This window comes from Stenotrophomonas sp. PUT21, from assembly GCF_052232875.1.
GTDB classification, from domain to species: domain Bacteria; phylum Pseudomonadota; class Gammaproteobacteria; order Xanthomonadales; family Xanthomonadaceae; genus Stenotrophomonas; species Stenotrophomonas maltophilia_N.
In genome coordinates, this window is sequence record NZ_CP197645.1 from 3604120 (window position 1) to 3622171 (window position 18052).

The 18052-nt window shown below is 66.9% G+C and carries 22 protein-coding genes and 2 tRNA genes; 10 read left to right on the top strand and 14 right to left on the bottom strand.

Annotation, left to right across the window (positions count from 1 at the left end; all coding sequences use genetic code 11):
* Nucleotides 1–76 precede the first annotated feature (76 nt).
* Both ACTT2I_RS16195 and ACTT2I_RS16200 read left to right on the top strand, forming a co-directional pair.
* Nucleotides 77–436: a CD225/dispanin family protein gene (locus ACTT2I_RS16195; protein ID WP_088433591.1), complete on the top strand. Its 360-nt coding sequence runs from the start codon at nucleotides 77–79 to the stop codon at nucleotides 434–436.
* On the top strand, nucleotides 436–861 hold the full coding sequence (locus ACTT2I_RS16200; protein WP_293983297.1) for a DUF2752 domain-containing protein: 426 nt from the start codon (nucleotides 436–438) through the stop codon (nucleotides 859–861). The genes ACTT2I_RS16195 and ACTT2I_RS16200 overlap by 1 nt, the downstream gene beginning before the upstream one ends.
* A 4-nt stretch (nucleotides 862–865) precedes the next feature.
* Here ACTT2I_RS16200 and ampE read toward each other — a convergent pair whose 3' ends face one another.
* The 5 genes from ampE to ACTT2I_RS16225 all read right to left on the bottom strand — a co-directional run bounded on the left by ampE (nucleotide 866) and on the right by ACTT2I_RS16225 (nucleotide 4514).
* Nucleotides 866–1759: a regulatory signaling modulator protein AmpE gene (gene ampE / locus ACTT2I_RS16205; RefSeq protein ID WP_421098856.1), complete on the bottom strand. Its 894-nt coding sequence runs from the start codon at nucleotides 1757–1759 to the stop codon at nucleotides 866–868.
* Nucleotides 1760–1879: 120 nt separating this feature from the next.
* Nucleotides 1880–2785, bottom strand: a complete 906-nt coding sequence (nudC, locus tag ACTT2I_RS16210) for an NAD(+) diphosphatase (RefSeq protein WP_421098855.1) — start codon at nucleotides 2783–2785, stop codon at nucleotides 1880–1882.
* Between the two features lie 69 nt (nucleotides 2786–2854).
* A complete protein-coding gene (gene erpA, locus ACTT2I_RS16215) occupies nucleotides 2855–3244 on the bottom strand; it encodes an iron-sulfur cluster insertion protein ErpA (protein ID WP_019185327.1) in 390 nt (129 codons plus the stop codon).
* Nucleotides 3245–3298: 54 nt separating this feature from the next.
* Complete coding sequence (locus ACTT2I_RS16220; protein WP_088433587.1) at nucleotides 3299–3760, bottom strand: bactofilin family protein; 462 nt, start codon at nucleotides 3758–3760, stop codon at nucleotides 3299–3301.
* Nucleotides 3761–3764: 4 nt separating this feature from the next.
* Nucleotides 3765–4514 (bottom strand): DUF6776 family protein, encoded by a 750-nt coding sequence (locus ACTT2I_RS16225; protein ID WP_088433586.1) that lies wholly within the window; start codon nucleotides 4512–4514, stop codon nucleotides 3765–3767.
* A 145-nt stretch (nucleotides 4515–4659) separates the two neighbouring features.
* Between ACTT2I_RS16225 and ACTT2I_RS16230 the strand changes: the two genes are divergently transcribed.
* Genes ACTT2I_RS16230 through ACTT2I_RS16240 form a run of 3 tightly spaced genes read left to right on the top strand, consistent with a single transcriptional unit; the run spans nucleotide 4660 to nucleotide 9521 of the window.
* Nucleotides 4660–5286 carry a DUF4126 domain-containing protein gene (locus ACTT2I_RS16230; protein ID WP_088433585.1) on the top strand — a complete coding sequence of 209 codons (627 nt, stop codon included), beginning with the start codon at nucleotides 4660–4662 and terminating at the stop codon, nucleotides 5284–5286.
* Nucleotides 5287–5319: 33 nt separating this feature from the next.
* On the top strand, nucleotides 5320–7203 hold the full coding sequence (locus ACTT2I_RS16235; RefSeq protein WP_421098854.1) for an EAL domain-containing protein: 1884 nt from the start codon (nucleotides 5320–5322) through the stop codon (nucleotides 7201–7203).
* A 53-nt stretch (nucleotides 7204–7256) separates the two neighbouring features.
* Nucleotides 7257–9521 carry an ATP-binding protein gene (locus tag ACTT2I_RS16240; RefSeq protein WP_421099395.1) on the top strand — a complete coding sequence of 755 codons (2265 nt, stop codon included), beginning with the start codon at nucleotides 7257–7259 and terminating at the stop codon, nucleotides 9519–9521.
* A 1-nt stretch (nucleotide 9522) separates the two neighbouring features.
* Here ACTT2I_RS16240 and bfr read toward each other — a convergent pair whose 3' ends face one another.
* The 3 genes from bfr to ACTT2I_RS16255 all read right to left on the bottom strand — a co-directional run bounded on the left by bfr (nucleotide 9523) and on the right by ACTT2I_RS16255 (nucleotide 11071).
* Nucleotides 9523–9993 carry a bacterioferritin gene (gene bfr, locus ACTT2I_RS16245; protein ID WP_019185321.1) on the bottom strand — a complete coding sequence of 157 codons (471 nt, stop codon included), beginning with the start codon at nucleotides 9991–9993 and terminating at the stop codon, nucleotides 9523–9525.
* A gap of 124 nt (nucleotides 9994–10117) precedes the next feature.
* A complete protein-coding gene (locus ACTT2I_RS16250; RefSeq protein WP_088433582.1) occupies nucleotides 10118–10324 on the bottom strand; it encodes a (2Fe-2S)-binding protein in 207 nt (68 codons plus the stop codon).
* Between the two features lie 117 nt (nucleotides 10325–10441).
* Entirely contained in the window at nucleotides 10442–11071 is a 630-nt protein-coding gene (locus ACTT2I_RS16255; RefSeq protein WP_088433581.1) for an RNA pyrophosphohydrolase, read from the bottom strand.
* A 121-nt stretch (nucleotides 11072–11192) separates the two neighbouring features.
* On the opposite strand from ACTT2I_RS16255, the gene ACTT2I_RS16260 reads away from it, so the two are divergent.
* Nucleotides 11193–11269: transfer RNA gene (locus ACTT2I_RS16260), tRNA-Met, on the top strand.
* Nucleotides 11270–11318: 49 nt separating this feature from the next.
* A tRNA-Gln gene (locus ACTT2I_RS16265) sits at nucleotides 11319–11393 on the top strand.
* A gap of 350 nt (nucleotides 11394–11743) precedes the next feature.
* On the opposite strand, the gene rpsI is transcribed toward ACTT2I_RS16265, so the two are convergent.
* Nucleotides 11744–12136: a 30S ribosomal protein S9 gene (gene rpsI, locus ACTT2I_RS16270; RefSeq protein ID WP_019185318.1), complete on the bottom strand. Its 393-nt coding sequence runs from the start codon at nucleotides 12134–12136 to the stop codon at nucleotides 11744–11746.
* Nucleotides 12137–12138: 2 nt separating this feature from the next.
* A complete protein-coding gene (gene rplM / locus ACTT2I_RS16275) occupies nucleotides 12139–12567 on the bottom strand; it encodes a 50S ribosomal protein L13 (protein ID WP_017354548.1) in 429 nt (142 codons plus the stop codon).
* 181 nt (nucleotides 12568–12748) lie between these two features.
* Here rplM and coq7 point away from each other — a divergent pair, with 181 nt between their 5' ends.
* Nucleotides 12749–13393 carry a 2-polyprenyl-3-methyl-6-methoxy-1,4-benzoquinone monooxygenase gene (coq7, locus tag ACTT2I_RS16280; RefSeq protein ID WP_019185317.1) on the top strand — a complete coding sequence of 215 codons (645 nt, stop codon included), beginning with the start codon at nucleotides 12749–12751 and terminating at the stop codon, nucleotides 13391–13393.
* A 117-nt stretch (nucleotides 13394–13510) separates the two neighbouring features.
* Here the strand turns inward: coq7 and sugE are convergent, their stop codons facing one another.
* Together sugE and speD are read right to left on the bottom strand one after the other, a co-directional pair.
* Nucleotides 13511–13828 carry a quaternary ammonium compound efflux SMR transporter SugE gene (sugE, locus tag ACTT2I_RS16285; protein WP_070472306.1) on the bottom strand — a complete coding sequence of 106 codons (318 nt, stop codon included), beginning with the start codon at nucleotides 13826–13828 and terminating at the stop codon, nucleotides 13511–13513.
* A 168-nt stretch (nucleotides 13829–13996) separates the two neighbouring features.
* A complete protein-coding gene (gene speD, locus ACTT2I_RS16290; protein ID WP_019185315.1) occupies nucleotides 13997–14791 on the bottom strand; it encodes an adenosylmethionine decarboxylase in 795 nt (264 codons plus the stop codon).
* A 170-nt stretch (nucleotides 14792–14961) separates the two neighbouring features.
* Here speD and crp point away from each other — a divergent pair, with 170 nt between their 5' ends.
* Nucleotides 14962–15627 (top strand): cAMP-activated global transcriptional regulator CRP, encoded by a 666-nt coding sequence (gene crp / locus ACTT2I_RS16295; RefSeq protein WP_088433580.1) that lies wholly within the window; start codon nucleotides 14962–14964, stop codon nucleotides 15625–15627.
* Nucleotides 15628–15692: 65 nt separating this feature from the next.
* Nucleotides 15693–16454 (top strand): sulfite exporter TauE/SafE family protein, encoded by a 762-nt coding sequence (locus ACTT2I_RS16300; RefSeq protein WP_088433579.1) that lies wholly within the window; start codon nucleotides 15693–15695, stop codon nucleotides 16452–16454.
* 49 nt (nucleotides 16455–16503) lie between these two features.
* Here the strand turns inward: ACTT2I_RS16300 and ACTT2I_RS16305 are convergent, their stop codons facing one another.
* Nucleotides 16504–17220 carry a haloacid dehalogenase-like hydrolase gene (locus ACTT2I_RS16305; RefSeq protein WP_088433578.1) on the bottom strand — a complete coding sequence of 239 codons (717 nt, stop codon included), beginning with the start codon at nucleotides 17218–17220 and terminating at the stop codon, nucleotides 16504–16506.
* The gene (gene trpC / locus ACTT2I_RS16310) at nucleotides 17217–18011 is read right to left on the bottom strand and encodes an indole-3-glycerol phosphate synthase TrpC (RefSeq protein ID WP_293981251.1); all 795 of its coding nucleotides are present in this window, start codon (nucleotides 18009–18011) and stop codon (nucleotides 17217–17219) included. Before trpC ends, ACTT2I_RS16305 begins: the two co-directional genes overlap by 4 nt.
* Between the last annotated feature and the right edge of the window lie 41 nt (nucleotides 18012–18052).

An 18052-nucleotide genomic window follows, 5' to 3' on the forward strand; every position in this document is an offset into this window, starting at 1 on the left:
CGCGGGCACATCGGTTAGATTACCGCCCGGGAGACCGCGCCCGTATCCACCCACCCAAGCAAATGGAGCTTCGCTGATGAATGCCACTGCCCCCCTGCCGCCCGCCCCGGGCAGCATTCCGAATCACCTGATCTGGTCGATCGTCGTCACCATCCTGGCGTTCTTCGTGTGCTGCCTGTCGTGCCTGAGCTTCCCGGGCATCGTTACCGGCGTGGTCGCGATCGTGTTCGCCAGCAAGGTCAACGGCCTGCTCAACCAGGGCGACCTGGAAGGCGCGCGTCGTGCCTCCAAGAACGCCAAGATCTGGGCGTGGGTCACCACCGGCTTCCTGATCGCCGGCGTGCTGCTGTTCGTGATCTCGCTGGCCTTCATGGGCGTGGACGGTTACATGGAACAGATGCAGCAGTTCCAGCAGCAGATCGAAAGCAACAGCTGATGATCGCGCTGCACGGCAAGCGCTGGTTGCTGGCGGCGTTGCCGCCGGCCGCCCTGGCGGCGGGCGCGGGGTTCTGGGTGCTGCGGCACTACGACCCCAACAGCGCCAGCAGTCCGTTTCCGCCGTGCAGCTTCCTGGCCGTCACCGGGTATTACTGCATCGGCTGCGGGTTGACGCGTGCGCTGCACGCGCTGGCCCACGGCGATGTGGTCACCGCGTTCTCGATGAACCCCTTGGCGATGCTGATGCTGGCCGTCGCCCCGCTGGTCATCGGCTGGGCGCTGGGCTGGCGCCCACGCGTGCTGCAGCCGTTGATCACGTTGTTGATGAAGCCCGCGTTCTGGCTGATCCTGCTGCCGGCGTACTGGATCGCACGCAACCTGCCCTGGGTACCGTTCACCTGGTTGGCACCGGGCGGGGCGTGAACCGCTAGGTCACCCAGCCGGCGATCACCAGCAACGCCAGCACCGCCATCCACAACAGCAGCATGCGCCACACCAGGCTCATCGCATCGCGCAGTTCCGGCAGCCGACGCCACACCGGCACCATGCCCGCATCACTGTAATCGTGCGCGTCCTCGCGCAGCTCGGCACTCACGCTTGCGCGTGCGACCGCGCCGAGAAAGTGCGTGGAGGCCGCCCATTGGTTGCCATGCGCCTCGCGCCACGCGTTGAAGGCCGTATCGAAATTGCCGACCAGCGCCATCGACAGCGACATCAGCTGCGCCACCGGCCATTCCAGCCAGGACAGCACCACGCGCGCGCCAGCGACCGCTTCCACGCTGGCCAGCGAGCGCATCGGGCCGACCGCCAGCAAGGCCAGCAGGCGATACAGCAGTGCGCCGACCGGCCCCAGCAGCAGGAACCAGAACAGCACCGCGAACCAGCGCCGCAGCGCGTTGAGCACAGTCGCTTCCACCAGCGAGGGCACGTCTTCGTGCAGGCTGCCGCCGGCCGATTGCAGCTGCGCGATCGCCACATGGCGTGCGTGGGCGTCATCAGCATCGATCACCGCCTCGACATCGCGGTCCAGATCGCGCGGCCCCCAGCACATCACCAGCACCAGCACGCCAAGCAGCAGTGACGGCAGGCCGTAGACCCGATCATCGAAGAGCCACTGGAGCAGGCCCAGCACCACGACGAACGGCAGCACCGCCAGCCAGGCGCCCTTGCGGCCACGCCAGACCCCGTCCTCGGCGGCATGCCGGTCCAGCCACTGCAGCCAGCGCCGGTAGAGGCCGAAGCGCCGCAACGCGACGGCCGCGCCCGGCGCGACATGGCCCAAGGCCAAGGCAACCAGCACGGCGACCAGGGTGGTGAACATGTAAGCCTCCGGCTCGGGACGTGGAACGCGCCGCTACTATGCCTTGCGGCCCGGCAATTCCCCGGGCCGTTGGTAATGTACCGCGCCGCGTGTTCAGCCTGCGGCAACGGCAGGCGACGGTCAGGCGATCTGCTGGCGGTACCAGTGCTCGATCAGGCTGCGCGAGATCGAGATCGGCGGGGACAGGCGGATGCCTTCGCCATCGTCTTCGACATCCCGGGCCAGAGCCGCGCCCACCTCTTCGGCGGTGAACCAGCGCGCATCTTCCAGCTCGCCGTTCACGGTGGGCACGTCGTCTTCGGCCGTCGCCGCAAAGCCCAGCATCAGCGCGCCGGGGAACGGCCACGGCTGGGTGCCCAGGTAGCGGCACTCGCGCACGCGCACCCGGCTTTCCTCGAAGACTTCACGGACCACGGTCTGTTCCAGCGCTTCACCGGGTTCGACAAACCCGGCCAGCACCGAATAACGGCGCGGCGCCCAGTTGGCCTGGCGGCCAAGCAGCAGCCGGCCCTGGTTCTCCACGGCGACGATCACGGCCGGATCCACGCGCGGGTAGTGTTCGGTCGCGCACTGCCCGCAACGGCCGACAAATCCCCCCCGGCTGAAGGTCACCGTGCCGCCGCACACCCCGCAGAAGCGGGTGCGCGACTGCCAGTAGGACATGCCCCGGGCATAACAGAAGGCGGTGGAATCGGCGATGGACCAGGTCGCGGCGGACTGCCGCAGGTCGACCCGCTGCGGGGCCGTCACCGACAACCCGGCGGCCTCCATCGAGAACCACGCCTGCTCACCGCGCAGGCCGAGGAAGATCGCGGTGCCGGGGCCACCGCCGAGTTCGGCGCCGGTCAGTGGCAGGGGCTGGCCATCGTTGCCGGCCAGCGCGGTGCCGTCCTGGTCGAGCACCAATACGCGCGCGTCCGGCCACAGCCGCAACAACGCATCGGCGTCATCGCGCAGGGTATCGGCGCGCTCCAACGGCTCGCTGACGAAGGCGAAACCGGAAAGCTGCGAAGGGAATCTGGACATCGCAAGAGCCTGCCCACATTCGGCGGGACTGGCAAGCGGCAACCGACCTACCGGCCGGTTGCGCGCACGTCACATGCTGAAACTGCTGCCGCAGCCGCAGGTGGTCTTCGCGTTCGGATTGCGGATCACGAACTGCGCGCCGGTCAGGCTTTCGGTGTAATCCACCTCGGCGCCCATCAGGTACTGCAGGCTCAGCGGATCGACCAGCAGCGTGACGCCCGCGGTATCCACCGCCAGATCGTCCTCGGCGCGGTTCTCATCGAACTCGAACCCGTACTGGAAGCCGGAACAGCCACCGCCTTCGATGTAGACGCGCAGGGCGAGGGCAGCATTGCCCTCATCCTGGATCAGCTCCTTGACCTTGGCCGCAGCGGCCTCGGTGAAGTTCAGCGGACGGTCCAGGGACTGGTAGTTCGGCGCGGCGGCGGGAGCGCCGGGCAGGGAAACAAGCGTGCTCATGCCCCCAGCATGGGGGTGCATGAGCACGGATTCAAGCTGTCGCGCGGGCGCGATTCAGGCCATCGCCTCGGCCAGCTTCTTGCGGGCCGCGGTGTCCTTGCCTTTGCCCTCGTCGGAGTCCCCGGACGGCGGCGGCAGGGCCATCTGCGCCGAGGTATGGATCAGGCGGCCGGTCAGCTGGGCGCCGGCGTGCATTTCCACCACCTGGTAGTGGATGTTGCCGGTGACCCGGGCGCTGGGGGTCAGTTCGACCCGCTCGGTGGCGTGCACATCCCCATCCAGGCGGCCGCTGATGACCACGACCTGGGCGCGGATCTCACCCTCGATGGCGCCGTGCTCGGCCACCGTCAGGGTGGCGTTGCTGGCGCCGTCCTGGGCGATCACCTTGCCCAGGATGGTGCCTTCCACATACAGGCCACCACTGAATTCCACGTCCCCGCGGATCACCACCTGCGCGCCGATCAGCGCGTCCACGACCAGATGTCCGTCGCGGTTGGACTTGTTGCTGCCAAACATGGGCTTACTCCCCTTCTTTTGCCGATGCCGCCGGTGCCCCGGCCTGTTTCCAATCGAATACCTGGGTGGCGCCCCCCGCGCCCGATCCCAGCGTGACCCGCACACGTTGCGGGGTGAAGCCTTGCGGCAGCATCACGCTGCCGGTGAGCTGCTGGAAGTACCGGAAGGAATAGTCCTGGCCCGGCACCTTGGTGCGCTGGTGCAGCTCATCCCAGCTGACCGAGGTCAGCTTGCCGTCCTTGACGCCTTCCACCGTGAAGCGCATCTGCCCCTGGCTGATCGCCCCGCGGTTCAGGTTCTGGGTCAGCACCACGGCGTACTGCCAGGTGCCGCCGGTCTCCGGCGAGAACTCCACCGAATGAGTATTCAGCCCCTTGCGCTGGCTGGTCGCTCCGACCAGGCGCTCATAGAAGGCCACGTCGGCGCGCAGGCCGGCGATCTCTTCGTCGCGCTCGCCCAGCGACGTCTGGACTTCGTTGTTGGCGGCGCGGCTGATGCGGTCGGAGGCCTGCAGGGTCGCCTGGCGCTGCTGGAGTTCGATGAGCTGCTGCTGGAGGCGCTCGTTGCGGGTCTCGGCGGCCTTGAGCTGGGTGCCGACGTCACCGCCGGGCGAGCCCAGCCAGGCGCCGAGCAGCACGGCGAGGATCAGCGACAGCAACCAGGCGCCGCCCAGCACCAGCAGGCGCTTGCGGTCCTGCACGGGCGGCGTGCCCGGCCGGCGGATCTGGATGCGGGAAGGTGTGGGCTTGTTCACGAAAGGCCCCTGTCTGGAACGACGGGCTAGTGTAAGTCAGGGAAAAGACCTTGTCCGCGCAGGGCCGGGATCGGGACAGTGGCGTTCATGGACGTCATCCCCGATAGTGTGCGCCTGTGCACATTCTGCAGCCGGAGCGCGTGCCATGACCGAAGCCCACCTGTTCGTGATCGGCATCCTGCTGGCCTGGCTGGCCGGCATCCGCGTGTACCTGACCGTGTTCGGCGTCGGCCTGGCCGGTCTGCTCGGCTGGGTCGACCTGCCGCCCGCGCTGCAGGCTACTGAATCGTGGTGGGTACTGGGCACCTCGGCCGCGTTGGCCATCGCCGAATTCTTCGCCGACAAGATTCCCGGGGTCGACTCCGTCTGGGATCTCGTCCAGACCCTGGCCCGGGTGCCCGCCGGTGCGTTCCTGGCCGCCGCGACGCTCTCGCCCAGCGGTGAGCTCAGCGGCACCGCACTGGTGGCCGGGGCCGGCGTCGCGCTGGCCAGCCACGGGCTCAAATCCGGCACCCGCGCCCTGCTCAACACCTCACCCGAACCCGCCAGCAACTGGATTGCCTCCGCGGCCGAGGACACCGTCGTGGTCGGCGGCCTGGCGCTCGCGCTGGCACACCCCTGGCTGGCGCTGATCCTGGTGGTGGCGTGCAGCCTGATCGGCGCGTTGATCGTGTGGATGATCTGGCGGACGCTGTGGAAAGGCATGCGCTGGCTGATGCGCCAGGCCGACAGTGGCCAGACGCAGGTCAAGCCGGGCACCCTGCCACGCTGAGGTGTGCCCCGCCTTCGGGCGTTCATCGCATAATTGCGGCGCAGACTGGGAGTACTGATGGCCGTTCATGACAACGTTGTTGCACCCGCCCGCGCCGTGCGCGCCGAAACGCCGCCGGCCGACCACTGGCAGCGCTGGCAACGCCAGGCCTCGCCCGCTCCCGTGGCGCACAGCAATGTCGTTGCGCTGAATCCAGCACCGTCCAGTCCACCGCCGTTGTTGCCGCCGGTACCCAGCGACGCCAGCGCGCTGGTGCCACCGGGCATCGATTCGCCCTACCGCGTGCTGATCGTCGAAGACGACCGCTCGCAGGCCTTGTTCGCGCAGAGCGTGCTGCACGGCGCCGGCATGCAGGCGCTGGTGCACAGTGATGCCGAAGGCGTACAGCAGGCCATCGCCGAGCATCGCCCCGACCTGATCCTGATGGACCTGCACCTGCCCGGGCTGGATGGCATGCGGCTGACCGCGCTGATCCGCCAGCAACCCGGCCAGCAGTTGCTGCCGATCGTGTTCCTCAGCGGCGACCCGGATCCGGAACGCCAGTTCGAAGTGCTCGACAGCGGCGCCGATGATTTCCTCAGCAAGCCGATCCGCCCGCGCCATCTGATCGCGGCCGTCTCCAACCGGATCCGCCGCGCCCGCGCCCAGGCCGCCTCGCAGGCGGGCAACGCGGGTGCGCCGGCGATGAACAACCCGGAGACCGGCCTGCCCACGCGCCATCACGTGATGCAGCAGCTCGCCACCTCGCTCGCGCACCGCGATCGCGGCGGCCTGTTCTTCATCGAGATCGCCAGTGCGCTGGGCCTGCGCGAGCGCTATGGCTATGCCGCCTTCGAACGGCTGATGACCCAGGCCGGTCAGCGCCTGGCCGATGCGGCCCAGCCGCACCTGCTGGCACGCCTGAACGACAACAGCTTCCTGGTGCTGGCCCGCGACGCCGACGAGGACACGCTGGATGCGATGGCGCATGCGCTGCGCGAACAGTTGTCCGCCCGCGCCTTCGTGATCCGCGATGAGGAATCGGTGCACCTGCGCGGCGTGGTCGGGCATGCCCAGCTGTCGCCGGGCTTCTCCGACGCGGGCAGCGCACTGGAAGCGGTTGAACGCACCACCCTGCAGGCGCGGCTGCTGACCGCTGGCGTGGCCGCCTACGTGCGCCGCGAGGACGTGGCCGCGCAGGAACATCTGGCGTTGCTGGAGGGGCAGCTGGAGCTGGCCTATCAGCCGATCGTCGCCGTGGCCGGTGGCAACACCGCGCAGTACCAGGTGCTGCTGCGGCTGCGCCAGGCCGATGGCAGTGTGCTGGCCGCCGGGCAGGTGATTCCGGCGGCCGAGGCGGCCGGGCGCATCGCCGATCTGGACCAGCAGGTGCTCGACCACGCACTGGGTCTGCTGGATCTGTATCGCCACGCTGCGCACCCCCTGCACCTGTTTGTCTCGCAGTCGCTGCGCACGCTGGCCCGCGATGCCTTCGGCGATTGGCTGCTGGAGTCGCTGGCGAGCCGGCAGATCGACGGCAGCGCGCTGGTCATCGATGTGCGCCTGCCCGATGCGCTGATCCACACCGTCACCCTGCAGCAGTTCTGCACGCGCATGCATGCGGCCGGCGTGCGCTTCTGCCTGAGCCAGTTCGAGCCGGGCGATGAAGCCAATGCCTTGATGGCGCAGCTGCCGTTGGCCTACGTGCGCATGGCCGCGCGCTTCTCCAACAGCCACACCAACCAGCAGACCCGCGACGAACTGCGCGCGGCGATCGATCTGGCCCACCGCGCCGGGCTGCGCATCATCGGCCAGCAGATCGAAGACCCGCAGGCTGCGGCTGCGATGTGGATCGGCGGGGTCGATTTCATCCAGGGCAACATGGTGCAGTCCGCCGGCAGCGAACTGAACTTCGACTTCCAGAACTCGGTGCTCTGAGCATGGGACGCCACGGACGGCCAGCCCCCTCCTCCACCCCGGCCTCGCTGTGGATCGCCGCGGTGGCCGCGGCGGTGTGCGCGACCGCCGGGGTGATGGCGCGGATCGGCGCCAACGGCCCGTGGATCGACATCGCCGCCGGCACCGGCGTGCTGGCGCTGCTCGCGGCGGTGCAGGCCGTACGCCGCTGGCGGCAGGCGCAGGACCAGCTCCACACCCTGCAGCAGCGCAGCGAGTCGCTGCTGCTGGAACGCGATCAGCTGCAGCAGCGCCGGCAGCAGCAGAACCAGCTGGAGCAGGAACTGCTCAGCGCCAAGCAGGCCGCCGAAGCCGCAGCGCTGGCCAAGGGTGAGTTCCTGGCCACGATGAGCCATGAGATCCGCACCCCGCTCAACGGCATCCTGCCGATGCTCGATCTGATCGCGCGCGGCCAGCTCGGCAGCGACCAGCGGCAGATGCTGCAGACCGCCGCGACCAGCTCGCAGCAACTGCTGCGCATTGTCGATGACATCCTCGATTACTCCCGGCTCGAGGCCAAGGGCCTGAACCTGGAGATCACCACATTCAACCTGCGCGAACTGCTCGAAGGGCTGGTGCAGTTGATGCAGCGCGCCGCCGATCCCAAAGGCCTGCAGCTGTCGCTGGAGCTGGACCCGGCGGTGCGGCTGTCGGTGCGTGGCGATCCGGTGCGGCTGCGCCAGGTACTGAGCAACCTGCTGGTCAACGCGATCAAGTTCACCGAGCGCGGCCAGATCCGGCTGCGCGTGCAGCGCCAGGGCGAGACCAACGCGCAGCACCAGCTGCGGTTCGAGATCGCCGACAGCGGTATCGGCATCGACGACGCCCTGCAGGCGCGCCTGTTCCAGTCCTTCAGCCAGGCCGACGCCTCCACCACACGCCTGTACGGCGGCACCGGGCTGGGCCTGGCGATCTGCAAGCGCATCATCGACCTGATGCACGGCCGCATCGGCGTGCATTCCACCGTCGGGCACGGCGCCACCTTCTGGTTCGAGATTCCGCTGCTCAAGGTGATCGGCGATCTGCCGGCTGTGGGCAACATGCGCCGCGCCCTGCTGATCACGCGTGATGCGGTGCTGGCCCAGCGTATCGAACGGGTGACCCAGCACCACGACCTGCGCCTGCACACCGTGGAGACCAGCGCCGAGGCGATCGACGCCCTGCGCGCCCCGCAGCGCCCCGGCATCGATCCGGCGCTGGCCTGGGTCATCGCAGACACCGACGGCCTGCGTCATGGCACCCAGGCGCTGCAGAAGGCGGTGGCCGGCAACGATCGGCATCCGGGCGCGCAGCTGCTGTGGCTGTATGGCGACGAGGCGCCCGCGCCGGAGTCGCTCGGCCCCGGGCCGGCGCTGTCGCGGCAGGGCGCCGACAGCGAACTGCACGCGCTGCTGCGCCCGGTGGTGCCCAGTGCGCGTCCGGCTGCGCTGCTGGCCGAGGTCGAATACGCCGGCTCACCCACGGCATTGCCGCAGTTCCCGCTGCGCGTGCTGCTGGTGGAAGACAACCGCGTCAATCTGCTGGTCGCCCAGCGTCTGCTGCAGGTGCTCGGCTGCGAGGTGGACACCGCCACGCAGGGCGAGCAGGCGCTGGAGGCGCTGCATGCCCGCCCGTTCGATGTGGTGCTGATGGATTGCCAGATGCCGGTGCTGGACGGCTACGACGCCACCCGCCGCTGGCGCGCGCACGAGGCCGCACGCGGCGCCGCGCGATTGCCGATCGTGGCGATGACCGCCAATGCGATGGCCGGCGACCGCGAACGCTGCCTGCAGGCCGGCATGGACGACTATCTGTCCAAGCCCATCAACCGCGAAACACTGCAGGCCGTGCTGGCGCGCTGGGGCAGTGCGATGAACGATGACGCGGCAGTGCAGCCACCGTCCCTGCCCGGGCAGATGCCTTCACCGCCCGCGGCAGCGTCGGCACGCGACGAGGCGCCGGCCCCGGTGCTCGATCAGGACGTGCTGGAGGAACTGCTGGAGGTCATTGGTCCCGATACCGCGCGCATCATCGGCGTGTTCCTGGATGACACGCCACCGTTGATCCGGCAACTGCAGGACGCCTCGGTCGCCGCGGATCTGGATCAGCTGCGCGCGTTGGCGCACAGCCTCAAGTCCGCCAGTGCGAATGTGGGGGCGATGGCACTGTCGGCAGCGGCCTGGCGGATCGAGCACGATGCCCGTGCCGGCACGCTGGAGCGCCCCGCCGTGGCGGTGGCGCTGTTGATCGCCGAGTTCGCGCGTGCGCGGATCGCGCTGGCCGGCTATCACGCCCGCCTGCGCGCCCCGCTGCAGGGCTGACTCAGTCTTCGATCTTGGTCAGCAGGTAGTTCGGTTCGCCGATGCGCTCGATCAGATCCAGCTGGGTTTCCAGCCAGTCGATGTGCTCTTCCTCGGACTCGAGGATCTTCACGAACAGCTGGCGGCTGACGTAGTCGCCGATCGAATCGGCATAGGCCACCGCTTCGCGCAGGGTCACCACGCCATCGCGTTCCAGACTGAGGTCGCACTGCAGGATCTCGGCCGGGTTCTCGCCGATGCGCAGCTTGCCCAGTGCCTGGAAGTTCGGCAGGCCTTCGAGGAAGAGGATGCGGTCGGACAGAATGTCCGCATGCTTCATCTCTTCGATCGATTCCTTGTACTCGTGATCGGCGAGCTCCTTCAGGCCCCAGTTCTTCAGCATCTTGGCGTGCAGGAAGTACTGGTTGATCGCGGTCAGCTCGTTGTAGAGGACCTTGTTGAGGAATTCGATGACTTTGGCGTCGCCCTTCATGAGCGTGCTCCTGCTGCGTGGAATCGCGGGCACTGTAGCGCGTCGCGTGGAAGCATGAAGGAACGCGAATCGTGCTCAGTTGCGGCCCGCCCCAGTTGCGCGCCCACGGCCAGCGTGGACGGCTTCAGGCGGCCTGCAGGCCCAGTACCGGCAGCGGCAGATCGTGGGTGGCGCTGAACTTGGCCAGCAGGTCGGCCGCCATGTCCAGGCAGGAACCGCAGGTAGCGCCGCAGCCGGTGCGCATCGTCAACTCCGACACGCTCACGACACCGCTCTGGGCGGCTTCGCGGATCTGATGGTCGGTAACCCCGTTGCAGATGCAGACGTACACGTGCGGACTCGGCAGGCAGGCCCGGATCGGCCTGCTGCTATTCCAATCGAAACGAGAATGGTTGTCAATTTCGAACCTGAATCATTCTCGATACGGTTCAGAGCCGCCGGGAATCGCTCAGACCGCGCCCGGCTCGCCCTTGGCCTTACGCGGCCAGTAACCGCCGCCACGCTTGGGTGTCGTGCGCTTGCGCGGGCGGTCGTGACCTGCCGCATTGCCCGGCATCCAGGCCTCCTGGGCGGACTTGGGCATCGATTCCACCCCGGTCCCGGCCACGCCCCGTGCCAACGGCGCCAGATGGCGCAGGGCACGCGCATAGACGCCGCGCTTGAACATCACCACGTGCTCCACGGGGTACCAGAAATCGACCCAGCGCCACTGGTCGAACTCCGGGCTGTCGGTATGGTCCAGGGTGACATGGGATTCGTCCCCGGCCAGCCGGAGCAGGAACCACACCTGCTTCTGGCCGATACAGACCTGCCGTTCATTGCGGCGGATGGCCCGTGCCGGCAGCCGATAGCGAAGCCAACCCGGCGTCGCCCCAAGCACTTCAACGTGCTCGGGCAACAACCCGGTTTCTTCCTGCAACTCGCGATACATGGCTTCGACAGGCGTCTCGTCGGTGTTCATGCCGCCCTGCGGGAACTGCCAGCCATCCCGGCGCACGCGTCGTGCCCAGAAAACCTGCCCATCCTGCCGCATCAGCACAATACCGACGTTCGGTCGATAGCCGTCCGGATCGATCACGATGCGGACTCCTAGAAAAATCTACTGATCGGGACTGTGCCACGCCCGCTGTCCACTCACAAGCGCGGTGAAAAAGTGTTGACAGATTCCAGATACATCTCCAGAATTACCGGCTCCCTGAGGCTATGTAGCTCAGCCGGTTAGAGCACAGCACTCATAATGCTGGGGTCGGTGGTTCGAGTCCACCCATAGCCACCAAGTTCGCTTGGTTTTTCAGGGAGAAAGTGCAATAATTGCACGCACATTTTGCCCCGTCGCCAAGCGGTAAGGCACCTGACTCTGACTCAGGCATTCGGTGGTTCGAATCCATCCGGGGCAGCCAAACAAACAGAAAAGGCCGATCGAAAGATCGGCCTTTTCTGTTTGTTTGGGCGTTTGTCCGGGCGCATAGCGCCCGGACCCCACACCTTGCGCAGCAAGGTGTGGGCGCCAGCCCTCCCCTGCCACATCCCCGCGCCTGACGGCGCGCCCCCTTGGACTCCAAGGGGGCTGTTCCACCAGCAAGAAGATGGGTGGCCGCCAGGTGCAACATGCAACGGGCACGCCCATCCGACGGCCAGGCCATCCGCGCAGGGGAAACCCAACCCCGGAAACGACAAAAGCCCGGCCGAAGCCGGGCTTTTGCGTACCTCCCAGGGGGATCCCGAAGGATCCCACGCCAGGCGCAATGGATCAGCGCTTGGAGAACTGGGTGGCGCGACGTGCCTTGTGCAGGCCGACCTTCTTACGCTCGACTTCACGGGCGTCACGGGTCATGAAGCCAGCCTTGCGCAGCTCGGACTTCAGGGTTTCGTCGTACTCGATCAGCGCGCGGGCGATGCCCAGACGGATCGCACCGGCCTGACCGGTGGTACCACCGCCAGCAGCGGTGACCATGATATCGAAGGTTTCGGTGTTCTTGGTCAGTTCCAGCGGCTGACGCACGATCATGCGTGCAGTCTCACGGCCAAAGAACTCGTCCAGCGGACGGCCATTGACGGTGATGTTGCCGGCGCCCTTGCGCAGGAACACGCGGGCGGTGGAGGACTTGCGGCGGCCGGTGCCGTAGTTTTGCGTGATAGCCATGATTAGATATCCAGAACCTGAGGCTGCTGAGCGGCGTGCGGGTGCTCGGAACCCGAGTACACCTTGAGCTTGCGGTACATGGCGCGGCCCAGCGGGCCCTTCGGCAGCATGCCCTTGACGGCGGTCTCGATGACACGCTCCGGGTGGCGCTCAAGCGCCTGGGCCAGAGTTTCGGTCTTCAGGTTGCCGATGTAGCCAGTGAAACGGTGATACAGCTTGTCCTGCAGCTTGTTGCCGGTGACGGCAATCTTTTCTGCATTGATGACAACCAGGTAATCACCGGTATCAACGTGAGGGGTGTAGACCGGCTTGTGCTTGCCGCGCAGACGGCGGGCCAGCTCGGTGGACAGACGGCCCAGCGTCTTGCCGGATGCGTCGACGAGATACCAGTCGCGCTGGACGGTCTCGGACTTTGCAGTGAAAGTGCTCATGAAAGAACTCTAGTAGGTCGGGCTCATTACGGCGCAGTACGGCCGGAACTCTGCCACGCGTTGTGAAGAGGCGGGATTGTACTGGCCATCCCCACCACATGCAAGTTGACCCCGATTCCGGCTTGGCACACCGGCCGCGGGGGGCGAGAATCGAGGGTCCCCCGCCGCGACACCGCCCGCCATGACCGCGCTCCGCCAGATCACCCCGCTCGACCACCTGCTGACCGAAGCCCAGCGGGCCCTGGATACGGTGTTCGGCAATCCGCCGGCCAGCCGCCCCTACCCCGCCGAAGGCACCCCGGACGTGCAGATGGCCGCGCCCGAGCGCCGCCACGCCGCCGGCCTGATGCGCATCAACCATGTCGGCGAAGTCTGCGCCCAAGGCCTGTACTTCGGCCAGGCCGCGGTCGCCCGCGAGCCGGAAACCCGCGCGCACCTGCTCGATGCGGCCCAGGAAGAGACCGACCATCTGGCCTGGTGCGCCCAGCGCCTGCGCGAACTGGACAGCCGTCCCAGCCTGTTCAATCCGATCTGGTATGCCGGCAGCTACACCATCGGCACCCTGGCCGGCCTGCGCGGGGACGGCTGGAACCTGGGCTTCGTGGTCGAAACCGAGCGCCAGGTGGAAGCGCATCTGGACGAACACCTGGATACCCTGCCCCCGGCCGACCTGCGCAGCCGCGAGGTGATCAAGGTGATGAAGATCGACGAGGCCCGCCACGCCGATCACGCCGAGCATGCCGGCGCGCGCAGGCTGCCCGCCCCGATCCCGTCGGTGATGGCGCTGGCCTCCAAGGTCATGAAGACCATCGCGTACCGCCTTTAAGCCTCCACCGCCAAGCCTCCCTCGCGCCGGGCGCATCTGGTGAGAAGCCCCCCGCCCTGAGTCAGAGGGGGCCGCCGCAAAGCAGCGGCGGCATGGGTGTTCCGTGAGTCGGGGGCGTTACCCCGAGACCAGCTTCAGGCCGATCACACCGGCCACGATCAATGCGATGCAGGCCAACCGCGACGGCGAGGCGCTGTCGCCGAACAGGAAGATACCCAGCATCGCCACGCCCAGCGCGCCGATACCGGTCCAGATCGCATAGGCCGTGCCGACCGGGATGGACTTCATGGCCTGGCTCATCAGGTACAGGCTGACCAGGGCGGCCGCGACGGTGGCCAGCGTGGGAAGGGGCTTGCTGAAGCCTTCGGAGTACTTCATTCCGATGGCGAAGCCGATTTCGAACAGACCGGCGACGAGAAGATAGATCCAGGGCATGGGGATTCCTTGGGTTAACAAAAGCAAAACGGCCCGGTGTTTTCACACCGGACCGTCGTCGGTAGCTGCCGTGGAACCAGGTTTTGCGCAAACACCGGTTCCACAGGGCGGGCCGTCCCGCCTGAACGAGGCCGCCCGGGCCAGGCCCGGACAACCTCGCGAAGTGCCTTACTCGGCCAGATTGCGCCCATGGAACAGCTCTTCGATCTCACGACGCAGCAGCGCCTCGATCTTCATGCGTTCCTTGAACGACAGGTTCTTGGCCTTCTCTTCGAACAGGTACTGGTCCAGATCGAAATCCTTCAGGTGCATCTTCGTGTGGAAGATATTTTCCTGATAGACGTTGACGTCGAACATCTCGTAACGCGACTTGATGTTCTTGGCCAGGAAGTTCTGGATCGAGTTGATCTTGTGATCGATGTAATGCTTCTTGCCCTTCACATCGCGGGTGAAGCCACGCACGCGGTAATCCATGATCACGATGTCCGATTCCAGACTCTCGATCAGGTAGTTCAGCGCTTTCAGCGGGGAAATCACGCCACAGGTGGCCACATCGATGTCCGCGCGGAACGTGGCGATGCCCTCCTGCGGATGGGTTTCCGGGTAGGTATGGACGGTGATGTGGCTCTTGTCCATGTGGGCGACCACGGCGTCGGAGATCAGCTCCTTGCCGGCCTGCTTCTTGTCGATCACCGGCTCTTCCGAGATCAGGATCGTCACCGAGGCACCCTGAGGGTCGTAGTCCTGGCGGGCCACGTTCAGGATGTTCGCGCCGATGATCTCGGCAACGTCGGTCAGGATCTGAGTCAGCCTATCGGCGTTGTACTCTTCATCAATATATTCGATGTAACGCTGGCGCTCCTCTTCGGTGCGGGCGTAACAGACGTCATAGATGTTGAAGCTCAGCGCCTTGGTGAGGTTGTTGAAACCCTGCAACCTCAGGCGAGGCAACGGCTTGACCACGGCGGTCGATCCTGTGTGTGGTGGGAAAGAAGTAATTATGGGGCAAAGTGATCGGGGGCGAAACTTGCATTGAAACGAGTACCTGTGCTCGGTTTGCCCTTAACAATTCGGATCGTTAAGCTCCCGGCACATAGCCGTGAATTCTTCATGAGCAATCGGAGCGCCTCAACGTGTCAACTGTGCGCCTTGCCACAAGTCCATTGGCCCTGGATATCGCAACAATCGATCGCTTCCTGGCCCACAGCCACCGCCGCCGTTATCCCGCCCGGACCGATGTGTTCCGTCCGGGAGATCCGGCCGGCACGCTCTACTACGTGATCAGTGGCTCAGTCTCAATAATGGCTGAGGAAGATGACGATCGTGAGCTGGTGCTGGGCTACTTCGGCTCGGGCGAGTTCGTCGGCGAGATGGGGCTGTTCGTCGAATCGGACCGGCGCGAGGTGATCCTGCGCACCCGTACCCCGTGCGAACTGGCCGAGATCAGCTACGAGCGCCTGCATCAGCTGTTCCTGGGCCCGCTCTCGGCCGATGCGCCGCGCCTGCTCTACTCGATCGGCCAGCAGCTCTCCAAGCGCCTGCTGGACACCAGCAGGAAAGCCAGCCGCCTGGCCTTCCTGGATGTGACCGACCGTATCGTGCGGACCCTGCATGACCTGTCCCGCGAGCCGGAGGCCATGAGCCACCCGCAGGGCACCCAGCTGCGCGTCTCGCGCCAGGAACTTGCCCGCCTGGTCGGCTGCTCGCGTGAAATGGCTGGCCGGGTGTTGAAGAAGCTGCAGACCGATGGGCAACTGCATGCCCGCGGCAAGACCGTCGTTCTGTACGGCACCCGTTGAGCCTGGCCTGCGTGGTGCCGGCCAGCGGTCGGCACTGCCTGCCGTTTTACCGCTAGGCTGTCGCCATGGAGCTTGGCAGCGAATTCTATTGGTTCATCCTGATCGGCCTGGGCGCGCAGCTGGTTGATGGCGCGCTGGGCATGGCCTTCGGGCTGGTGTCCTCCTCGGTGATGCTGAGCATGGGCCTGCCGCCGGCGGCGGTCAGCGCCAGCGTGCACACCGCCGAAGTCTTCACCACCGGCGCCTCCGGGGTGTCGCACCTGGCCGCCGGCAACGTGGATCGCCGGCTGTTCCTGCGCCTGGCCCTGCCCGGTGCGGTGGGCGGCGTGGTGGGGGCCTACGTGCTGACCCAGCTGCCCGGCGACGTGATCCGCCCCTTCATCTATATGTATCTGCTGGTGCTGGCGATCTTCATCCTGCTGCGCGCGGCCGGCCGGATGCTGCCGGCGCAGGAAGTGAAGCGGGTGCCGTTGCTGGGCTTCGTGGCCGGCCTGCTGGATGCCAGCGGCGGTGGCGGCTGGGGCCCGGTGGCCACCTCCACCCTGCTGGCACGCGGCGGCAAGGCCCGCACCACCATCGGCACGGTCAACGCGGCCGAGTTCGTGGTGACCCTCGCCGTCTCGATCACGTTCCTGCTGACCATGGGCGTGCAGTACCTGAACATCGTGGCCGGCCTGCTGATCGGCGGCATGATGGCCGCGCCGATCGCCGCGATTCTGGTCAAGAACGTCAAGGAACGCTGGGTACTGATCGCCGTCGGCGTCCTGGTGCTGGGCATCAGCCTCTTCCAGATCAGCCACGCCATCGTGCAGTGGCGCGCAGGCTAAGCCGGACGCGACACCGTTTCAGCCCCGTTCGGGCCCGTCGAGCGAAATATCAGACCGGATCGCCGGCGCGATCCACGCATCCCCAGTTGAGCACGGGGGTGCCCGGCGGCAGCACCTGGCGGAAGTACGCCACCCGCGACGCCTTGGGGTTCACGACCACCGGCGCCGTCGCGGCCAGCAGCAGCGGCAGGTCGGCGCTGCTGTCGGAGTAGGCGACGTCGATCTCGCCATAGCCGCGCTCGCGCAGCATCCGCATCTTTTCTTCGTTGTGGCAATGACGGGTCGCGATGACCGCGCCGAGGAACGGCCCGACCTCACTGCCGATCACCGGCACGCCCTGGTGGGCGACGAAGGCCAAGATCGCGCGGGCCAGCTCCGGCGGCGCGCCGGTGGCGACCACCACGCGATCACCGGCGGCGCGGTGGCGGGCGAACACCTCCAGCGCGACCGGCAGCAGGCGGCGGCGGATGTCGGCCTCGTGCTTGAGCACGTAACGGTCGATCACCTTGTTGAACTCGCGCGCCCGGTGCAGACCGAACGTGGCGATCCAGACATAGCCGGAAATGCCACGGCGGCGGGTCGGCAGGAACGCCACCAGCGGGCCGAGCAGCGGCGTGGCAATCAGGGCGGCCAGCAGCCGCAGCGGGTTGCGCTTGATCAGCCAGGCGAACAGATGGCTGCCGGAATCGCCGTCATACAGGGTGTGATCGAAATCGAAGACCACCAGCGGGGCGTCGTCGCGCGGCGTTGGGTAGATCGGTGTCATGCGCTGAAGAATAGCTGACGCAGGCCCTCACCGGGCTCTTCCACGCGCATGAAGGCCTCGCCGACCAGGAACGCGTTGACCCCGGCCTGACGCATCACGGTGACATCGGCCGGGCCGAGGATGCCGCTTTCGGTGACCAGCAGGCGGTCGCGTGGCACGGCCTGGCGCATGTCCAGCGTGGTCTGCAGCGAGACCTCGAAGGTGCGCAGGTTGCGGTTGTTGATGCCGATCAGCGGCACCGGCACCTGGATGGCGCGCTCGAGCTCGTCGATGTCGTGCACTTCCACCAGCACGTCCATGCCCAGCTGCATGGCCAGGTCGGACAGCTCGGCCAGCTGACGGTCGTCGAGGGCTGCCACGATCAACAGGATGCAGTCCGCGCCGAGCACGCGCGCTTCATACACCTGGTAGGCATCGATCACGAAGTCCTTGCGCAGCACCGGCAGCGTGCAGGCATCACGGGCCTGCTGCAGGTAGGCGTCGCTGCCCTGGAAGAAATCCACGTCGGTCAGCACCGACAGGCAGCTGGCGCCGCCGAATTCGTAGCTCACCGCGATGTCGGCCGGATGGAAATCCGGGCGGATCACGCCCTTGGACGGGCTGGCCTTCTTGATCTCGGCGATCACGGCCGGGTTGCCGGCGGTGATCGAGGCGCGCAGCGCATCGGCGAACCCCCGCACCGGCGGGGCCTGTTCCACGCGCGCGATCAGCGCCTCCAGCGGCACCTGGGCACGGCGTGCGGCGACTTCTTCGGCCTTGCGGGCCAGGATGGTATCGAGGATGTCGCTCATGTCATTGGGGTCCTGGAGGCCGGCCATTATCGGCCAGCCCC

What these genes read in the sequence shown, in the direction of transcription:
- rplM (WP_017354548.1), bottom strand. Translation starts at nt 12,567, where the DNA reads ATGAGCACTTTCACTGCAAAGTCCGAGACCGTCCAGCGCGACTGGTAT.
- ACTT2I_RS16200 (WP_293983297.1), top strand. Translation starts at nt 436, where the DNA reads ATGATCGCGCTGCACGGCAAGCGCTGGTTGCTGGCGGCGTTGCCGCCG.
- rpsI (WP_019185318.1), bottom strand. Translation starts at nt 12,136, where the DNA reads ATGGCTATCACGCAAAACTACGGCACCGGCCGCCGCAAGTCCTCCACC.
- erpA (WP_019185327.1), bottom strand. Translation starts at nt 3,244, where the DNA reads ATGAGCACGCTTGTTTCCCTGCCCGGCGCTCCCGCCGCCGCGCCGAAC.
- ACTT2I_RS16300 (WP_088433579.1), top strand. Translation starts at nt 15,693, where the DNA reads ATGGAGCTTGGCAGCGAATTCTATTGGTTCATCCTGATCGGCCTGGGC.
- ACTT2I_RS16195 (WP_088433591.1), top strand. Translation starts at nt 77, where the DNA reads ATGAATGCCACTGCCCCCCTGCCGCCCGCCCCGGGCAGCATTCCGAAT.
- nudC (WP_421098855.1), bottom strand. Translation starts at nt 2,785, where the DNA reads ATGTCCAGATTCCCTTCGCAGCTTTCCGGTTTCGCCTTCGTCAGCGAG.
- ampE (WP_421098856.1), bottom strand. Translation starts at nt 1,759, where the DNA reads ATGTTCACCACCCTGGTCGCCGTGCTGGTTGCCTTGGCCTTGGGCCAT.
- coq7 (WP_019185317.1), top strand. Translation starts at nt 12,749, where the DNA reads ATGACCGCGCTCCGCCAGATCACCCCGCTCGACCACCTGCTGACCGAA.
- sugE (WP_070472306.1), bottom strand. Translation starts at nt 13,828, where the DNA reads ATGCCCTGGATCTATCTTCTCGTCGCCGGTCTGTTCGAAATCGGCTTC.
- ACTT2I_RS16230 (WP_088433585.1), top strand. Translation starts at nt 4,660, where the DNA reads ATGACCGAAGCCCACCTGTTCGTGATCGGCATCCTGCTGGCCTGGCTG.
- trpC (WP_293981251.1), bottom strand. Translation starts at nt 18,011, where the DNA reads ATGAGCGACATCCTCGATACCATCCTGGCCCGCAAGGCCGAAGAAGTC.
- bfr (WP_019185321.1), bottom strand. Translation starts at nt 9,993, where the DNA reads ATGAAGGGCGACGCCAAAGTCATCGAATTCCTCAACAAGGTCCTCTAC.
- ACTT2I_RS16305 (WP_088433578.1), bottom strand. Translation starts at nt 17,220, where the DNA reads ATGACACCGATCTACCCAACGCCGCGCGACGACGCCCCGCTGGTGGTC.
- ACTT2I_RS16220 (WP_088433587.1), bottom strand. Translation starts at nt 3,760, where the DNA reads ATGTTTGGCAGCAACAAGTCCAACCGCGACGGACATCTGGTCGTGGAC.